The sequence below is a fragment of the Micromonospora sp. NPDC049799 genome, from assembly GCF_040656655.1.
Classification (GTDB): domain Bacteria; phylum Actinomycetota; class Actinomycetes; order Mycobacteriales; family Micromonosporaceae; genus Micromonospora.
On sequence record NZ_JBFAMU010000266.1, the window covers coordinates 1 to 6779 of the forward strand.

Consider the following 6779-nt stretch of genomic DNA (forward strand, 5'->3'; position numbering starts at 1 on the left):
GCGTCGACGTCGAGCGTGCGCAGCGACTCCGGGTCGCCGCCGGCCAGCCGCTCGGTCTCGGCGAGCGCGGCGGACAGCTCGGCGCGCAGCTCCGGCGACGGGCGCAGGGACAGCGCCTCGGTGAGGTACCAGAGCAGCTCGTGCAGGGGCCGGACCACGGCGAACGTGTCGAACATCCGGCGGGCGGTCGTCGGGGCGTCGCGCCAGTCCCGCCCGCCGAAGGTCACCTGGGCGACCCGCTGCCCGGCGCCGAAGCAGTCGAAGACGGTGCAGCCGGGGAAGCCCCGCTCGCGCAACTCGGCGTGGATGCCGCAGCGGGAGTCCGGTCGCAGGTTCGGGCACGGCTGCCCGGCGGGCTTGTCGAGGGCGAAGTCCGCCGAGGCGGAGAAGGCCGGCGCGACGCAGCAGAGCCCGAAGCACCGGGAGCAGTCGGCTCGCAGCTCACCGGGGGAGGGTGTGGCGCTCTCCGACACGCTGACCGTTTCTCCTGACCTCCGGACCCGCCCCCGCGGCGTCCCCGCCGCGCGGCTCGTCGTTGCGCAGCGCGGAGAGCCGCAGGTACGCGGACCCGTCGCCGCCGACCGCCGTACGCAGCAGCGCCGGCACCTCGGCCGGATGGCCGGGGACGTGCACGGTCCAGCCGTGCAGGGTGTCGATCAGTGAGACGTCGCCCGGGGAGAGGTGCGTGCGCCCGGCCGCCGCCCGGTCGTACGAGGCGCCGACGCTGACCAGCACCGCCCCCACGCCCTGGTGGTCCAGGTCGAGCTTGAGCTGCTCGTACGCCCGCTCGACGAGGAACGGCGCGTAGCTGTGCACGATCGGGCGCAGCCCGGTCAGCGCCAGTCCGCCGGCCACCCCGACCATCAACTGCTCCCGGATGCCCACGTTGAGCACCCGGTCCGGGTGCCGGCGGGCGGCCGGGACGAACGCCGCGGCGGAGATGTCGGCCAGCACCAGGGCGGTACGGGGATCCTCCGCGAGCAGCGCGGTGGTGGTCTCGATGAAGGTGTCGCGCACGGTCACTCCCCGCTGTCGACGGCCGCGACGACGACGTGCGGCCGGTGGTCGTCCTGCCCGGTGAGGGCGGTGTACAGGGCGTCGTGGTCGCGCCCGTCGACGGTGGCGGCGGTCCAGCCGTTCACGGTGAACCGGGCCGCCGCCCCGCCCGGCCAGCCGTGCGTGGCCGAGGAGTTGTCGACCACGATGGCGGTCAGGCTGGCCAGGCCGGTGGCACCCGCGTACGCGATCGCCTCGTGGTTGGAGCCCTCGTCCAGTTCGGCGTCGCCGAGCAGGACGTACACCCTCGGGCGCAGCAGGCCCTGGGCCCGCAGCCCGAGCGCGGTGCCCACGCCCAGTCCCAGGCCGTGGCCGAGCGAGCCGGAGCCGATCTCCACGCCGGGGACCAGCAGCCGGTCCGGGTGGTCGCCGAGCCGGCTCGCCGGGCCGCCCTGGTCGTCCAGCCAGTCGGCGGGGATGAAACCACGAGCAGCGAGCACCGCGTAGTACCCGGCGACCGCATGCCCCTTGGAGAGCAGGAACCGGTCCCGCTCCGGGTCGTCGACGGTGGCCGGGGTGATCCGCAGGATCCGGTCGTAGAGGACCTGGAGCACGTCGAGCGTCGAGTAGACGTTCGGGCCGAACTCCCGCCCGGCGCGGATCCGTTCGAGCAGCGCGGCGAGTGTGGGGGGTGGGGGCGTGGGCGCGGCCGGCGGTGGGGCCGGCGTGGCGCCGCCCGTGGTGGCGGTCGTCGTCGTCATGCGGTTAGCCTGCAAGTTCAAGCGAACTTCAACTCAAGGCGACGTGATGCACGAAGCACTCACCATCGGGCAGCTCGCCCAGCGCAGCGGCGTGGCCCCCTCGGCCCTGCGCTACTACGAGCGGCTCGGGCTGATCCGCGCCGAACGCACCGGTGGCAACCAGCGCCGGTACGCCCGGATCGAGCTGCGCCGGGTCGCGTTCATCCGGATCTCCCAGCAGGTCGGCGTCTCCCTGGAGGAGATCCGGGCCGCGCTGGAGTCGCTGCCCGCTTCGCGTACGCCGACCGCCGAGGACTGGGCGCGGCTCTCCCGCGACTGGCGCGACCGGCTGGACGAGCGGATCCGGCTCCTCGGCAAGCTCCGCGACGACCTGGACGGGTGCATCGGGTGCGGCTGCCTGTCGTTGCAGCGCTGCGCTCTCTACAACCCCGGCGACTCCCTCGCCGGCGAGGGCCCCGGTGCTCGACTGGTCCTGCCCAGCTCGACCGACGGGTGAGGTGATCAGTCGAGGGTGAGCAGGACCTTGCCGACATGGTCGTTCGACTCGACCAGGCGGTGCGCCTCCGCCGCCTCGGTCATCGGCAGCCGCCGGTCCACGATCGGCGTGATCCTCCCCGCCTCGACCAGCGGCCACACCTGCTCGCGTACGCCCCGGACGATCTCCGCCTTCTGGTCGAGCGGCCGGGACCGCAGCGCGGTCGCCGCCACCGTGCCCCGCTTGGCCAGCAGCGCACCCAGGTCCAGCTCGGCCTTGCGCCCGCCCTGCATGCCGATCACGACCAGCCGGCCGCCGTCGGCCAGGGCAGCCACGTTGCGGGACAGGTAGGACGCCCCCATGATGTCCAGGATCACGTCCGCGCCCCGGCCGTCGGTGACCGCACGGACCTCCTCGACGAAGTCCTGCTCCCGGTAGTCGATCGTGTGCGCGGCACCCAGCCCGCGCAGCCGCTCGTGCTTGACCGACCGGGCGGTCACCACGACCGTCGCGCCGAGCGCCGTACCGAGCTGCACCGCGAACGTGCCGATGCCGCTGCCGCCACCGTGCACGAGCAGCGTCTCACCGGCCGTCAGCCGGCCCAGCTGCACGACGTTCGACCAGACCGTGCAGGCCACCTCCGGCAGCGCCGCGGCGTCCACCACGGCGACGCCAGCCGGCACCGGCAGCAGCTGCCCGGCCGGCACCGCCACCCGCTCCGCGTACCCGCCGCCGGCCAGCAGCGCGCAGACCTCCTGGCCGACCTCCCACCCGGTCACGTCGGGGGCGGTCGCGCTGACCACCCCCGAGCACTCCAGTCCCGGGTACGCGGGCGCGCCCGGCGGCGGTGGGTAGAACCCCTGCCGTTGCAGCAGGTCCGCCCGGTTGACGGCGCTGGCCCGCACGTCGACGACCACCTCACCGGGGCCGGGCTCGGGATCGGGCACCTCGGCCCACACCAGTGCGTCGGGTCCGCCGGGCTCCGGGATCGTGATCGCGCGCATGCCTCCTGTCTACCCCACCGGTCGACCCTTCCGTGCCCGGCCCGGGACTCCCACTGTGGATGGTGTCCCGGTCCCGACGGGTGCCGTGCCCGCTCGGGCGGGTCGCCGACGTGGCAGACTAGGCACGGCCGCGTACCCCTTGCGGGTCGCGGGCCGGGAGGGTTCGCCTAGTGGCCGATGGCGCTGGTCTTGAAAACCGGTAAGGCAGCGATGTCTTCGTGGGTTCGAATCCCACACCCTCCGCCGACCGGTGTTTCGGTTCGGTCGTGGGGTCGGGCGGGGTAAGAAGGGGCGCAGGACAATCGCGCACACCGGAAGGACCCGTCCCGATGACCCTGGAACGACCGATCGCCCCGGACCCGTACGAACTGCTGCCGACCGTCTCGGCCTTCACCCTGGCCAGCGACGACGTGCGCAACGGCGAGCCGATGGACGAGGCGTACGCCCACACCAGCGCCGGTGGCGACAACGTCTCGCCGGAGCTGCACTGGTCGGACTTCCCGGCGGACACCAAGGGCTTCGTGGTGACCTGCTTCGACCCGGACGCCCCGACCGGTAGCGGCTTCTGGCACTGGGTGCTGGTGAACCTGCCGGTGACCGTGACGCGGCTGCCGCGGGGGGCCTCCGGCGACGACCTGGCCGGGGCCTTCACGGTTCGCAACGACTACGGCAGCGACGGGTACGGCGGTGCCGCCCCGCCGCCCGGGGATCGCCCGCACCGCTACGTCTTCGCGGTGCACGCCCTGGACGTGGAGCGCCTCGACGTCACCCCCGACGCGACTCCCGCGTACGTCGGCTTCAACCTGGCCTTCCACACCCTGGCCCGGGCGGTCATCCGCCCGACCTACCAGATCAAGGAGTAGCCGACCCTCCGTCGATCATGAGGTTGGCGGGTGGATCCGAGATCAGGTCACCCGTCAACCTCATGATCGACGCGGTCGGGCCAACTGGTTACGCGGGGACGCGGGCCACCGCGAAGACGGACTGGCCGAACGGGGGGCGGGCGAGCTGTTCGGCGGCCTTCGTGGCGGGTAGGACGAGGGTGTCGTAGACCTTCACCATCGGGCCCTCCTTCGGCATCAGCCGGAAGACCTTGGTCGCCATGAAGTAGCCGATCAGGCCGAGCGCGTTGGCGTAGTGGATCTTCTCCACCGTCAGGCCGGCCTCGGTCATGGCGGCGGCCAGGGTCTTCTTCGTGTAGCGGCGGACGTGCCCGGTGGCGACGTCGGCCGGGCTCATCGCGAACTGGAACGCCGGCACGATGATGATCACCGCACCGCCCGGCCGGACCAGGTCGCGCATGCTGCTCAGCGCGCCCACGTGGTCCTCGATGTGCTCCAGCACGTTGTACGACACGGCCGCGCTGTAGGTGCCGCGCTCCGAGTGCGGCAGCAGCATCTGGCGTACCTCGATCGAGGACTTCTCGGACAGTCGCTCCTTCAGCGACACCAGCCGGTCCGGGTCCGCCTCCGTGGCGGTGAAGCGCGGCAGATGCTCGGCCCACTCCAGGGCGTAGTCGCCGAGGCCGCTGCCGATCTCGATCGGGTCGTCCCCGAGGTACGGCAGGGCGAGCTCGACGAACCAGCGGCGGTGGTTCACCGCGGTAGCGAGGCCCTCCAGGACCTCGGACTGCACGCGCTGATCCCCAGTGATTTCTGCCATGCGTCGATTCCTCACGGTGTGACTCGACCCGCGCCTGGACCGACAGAGTCAACCATCCGCGTGTTACACGGAAGAATCGGGGCACCGTGGGTGGCCGAATTGCGGTCGGGTCTGGGGCACGTGATCGTCGGTCGGCGAACCCGGCACATAGTACTCAGTACCCCGAAACATGTCACGGCGGCACCAGAGGCTGACTACTCTACGAACCGTTATGACTACTCCCGAACCGGGCCGCCCCGCCGGCTCCCCGGGGGCGGTCGCGGAAGGTGGGCCTGAGCGGGGGAAACGTTCCCCACGGGAGCGGTGGCCGGACGCGCTCGCCGTGCTGAGCTTCGTCCTTCCCGCCTTCTGGATCACCGCGCGCCTGTGGCTGGACCCGGCCCGGGGTGTCCGGGACAACCGCACCGACCAGTCGCAGTTCGAGTGGATGATGGCCCACGGTGCGCGGGTGTTGACCGAACTCGTTCACCCGTTCACGTCGGATCGAATGAACGTGCCGGACGGCGTCAATTTGATGGCCAACACGTCCGTACTATCCGTGTCTCTGCCAATGACGCCGGTCACGCTGCTCCTCGGGCCCCGGGCGTCGTTCCTGCTCTTCCTCACTCTCGGGATGATCGTCACGGCCACCGCGTGGTACTTCGTCCTCTCCCGGGTGATCATCGGGAGCCGGGGCCCGGCCTGGCTCGGAGCCGCCTTCTGCGGGTACGCCCCGGCGATGGTCTCGCACGCCAACGCCCATCCGAACATCGTCTCCCAGTACGTGGTGCCCTTGATCATCTGGCGCACCCTGCGGCTGGCCGAGCCCGGACGATGGCTGCGCAACGGTGTGCTGCTCGCGCTGGTGATCGTCTGGCAGGCGTTCCTGAACCTGGAGATCCTGTTCATGACCGCGATCGGCCTCGGCATCGTGATCGGGGTGCTCGCCCTCGGCCGACCGGAGCTGCGCGCCCGGGCCCGGACCTTCCTCGCCGGGCTGGGCGTGGCCGCCGGGGTGGCGCTGGTGCTGCTCGCGTACCCGCTCTACGTCCAGTTCGCCGGCCCCGGCGCGTACCAGGGGCTGTCCCCGCTGATCCGGGGCTACTCGACCGACCTGGCGTCGTTCGTGGCGTACTCCCGGGAGTCGCTCGCCGGCGACGAGCGCAGCGCGAAGGGCCTCGCGAAGAACCCCACCGAGGAGAACGCCTTCTTCGGGTGGCCGCTGGTGGTGCTCGTGGTCGCACTGGTCTGGTGGTTGCGGCGGGACGTGGTGGTACGCGGCCTGGCCGCCGTCGGGCTGCTGTTCGGGGTGCTCTCGCTCGGCCGCGAGATCCAGGTCAACGGCCGGGGCACCGGCGTCGCCGCACCGTGGGCCCTGCTGGAGAACCTGCCGGTCCTGCACTCCGTGGTGCCGACCCGGTGGGCGCTGGCGATCACCCCCGTCGTCGGCCTGCTCCTCGCGTACGCGGCGGAGCGGGTCCGGCGACTCGCCGTCCGGCACCCGCGCGCCCGCCCGCAGATCCGCTTCGCCACGGTGACCGTGCTGGCCATGGCGCTGGTGCCCCTGCTTCCCACGCCGCTGCCCGCCGTCCGCCTCGACCCCACACCCGCGTTCGTCACCTCGGGCGCCTGGCGCCCCTACGTGGCCGGCGGGCGCAGCATCGTGACCCTCCCCCTGCCGGACACGAACTACGCCGACCCGCTGCGCTGGTCGGCCGAGACCGGGTTGGAGATGCCGATCGCCCGTGGCTACTTCCTCGGCCCGGACACCCGGCCCGGCCGGCACCGGGTCGCGCTCTTCACCGCCCCGCCGCGTCCGACCAGCGACTTCTTCACCGAGATCCGCCGTACGGGCGCGGTGCCGCCGATCACCCCGCAGTCCCGGGTCGACGCGGTCGCCGA

6 protein-coding genes, 1 tRNA gene and 2 pseudogenes are annotated in these 6779 nt (G+C 72.4%); 4 read left to right on the top strand and 5 right to left on the bottom strand.

Annotation, left to right across the window (positions count from 1 at the left end; all coding sequences use genetic code 11):
• The 3 genes and pseudogenes from AB0I76_RS19215 to AB0I76_RS19225 form a co-directional block, all read right to left on the bottom strand.
• Positions 1-473: pseudogene (locus AB0I76_RS19215) on the bottom strand (pentapeptide repeat-containing protein); the annotation flags it as partial.
• Between the two features lie 40 nt (positions 474-513).
• Positions 514-1017, bottom strand: a pseudogene (locus AB0I76_RS19220) (transketolase); the annotation flags it as partial.
• Between the two features lie 2 nt (positions 1018-1019).
• Positions 1020-1757 carry a transketolase gene (locus AB0I76_RS19225; RefSeq protein ID WP_357036999.1) on the bottom strand — a complete coding sequence of 246 codons (738 nt, stop codon included), beginning with the start codon at positions 1755-1757 and terminating at the stop codon, positions 1020-1022.
• Between the two features lie 46 nt (positions 1758-1803).
• Between AB0I76_RS19225 and soxR the strand changes: the two genes are divergently transcribed.
• The gene (gene soxR, locus AB0I76_RS19230) at positions 1804-2253 is read left to right on the top strand and encodes a redox-sensitive transcriptional activator SoxR (protein ID WP_357037001.1); all 450 of its coding nucleotides are present in this window, start codon (positions 1804-1806) and stop codon (positions 2251-2253) included.
• 5 nt (positions 2254-2258) lie between these two features.
• Here soxR and AB0I76_RS19235 read toward each other — a convergent pair whose 3' ends face one another.
• On the bottom strand, positions 2259-3236 hold the full coding sequence (locus AB0I76_RS19235) for an NAD(P)H-quinone oxidoreductase (protein WP_357037004.1): 978 nt from the start codon (positions 3234-3236) through the stop codon (positions 2259-2261).
• Positions 3237-3392: 156 nt separating this feature from the next.
• On the opposite strand from AB0I76_RS19235, the gene AB0I76_RS19240 reads away from it, so the two are divergent.
• Together AB0I76_RS19240 and AB0I76_RS19245 are read left to right on the top strand one after the other, a co-directional pair.
• Positions 3393-3479: transfer RNA gene (locus AB0I76_RS19240), tRNA-Ser, on the top strand.
• An 86-nt stretch (positions 3480-3565) separates the two neighbouring features.
• Positions 3566-4099, top strand: a complete 534-nt coding sequence (locus AB0I76_RS19245; protein ID WP_357037007.1) for a YbhB/YbcL family Raf kinase inhibitor-like protein — start codon at positions 3566-3568, stop codon at positions 4097-4099.
• An 88-nt stretch (positions 4100-4187) separates the two neighbouring features.
• Here AB0I76_RS19245 and AB0I76_RS19250 read toward each other — a convergent pair whose 3' ends face one another.
• Positions 4188-4898, bottom strand: coding sequence for a class I SAM-dependent methyltransferase (locus tag AB0I76_RS19250; protein WP_357037010.1), 711 nt, complete (start codon positions 4896-4898; stop codon positions 4188-4190).
• 211 nt (positions 4899-5109) lie between these two features.
• Between AB0I76_RS19250 and AB0I76_RS19255 the strand changes: the two genes are divergently transcribed.
• Positions 5110-6779 (top strand): hypothetical protein (locus AB0I76_RS19255; protein ID WP_357037013.1); only part of this gene is annotated, 1670 nt, incomplete at its 3' end.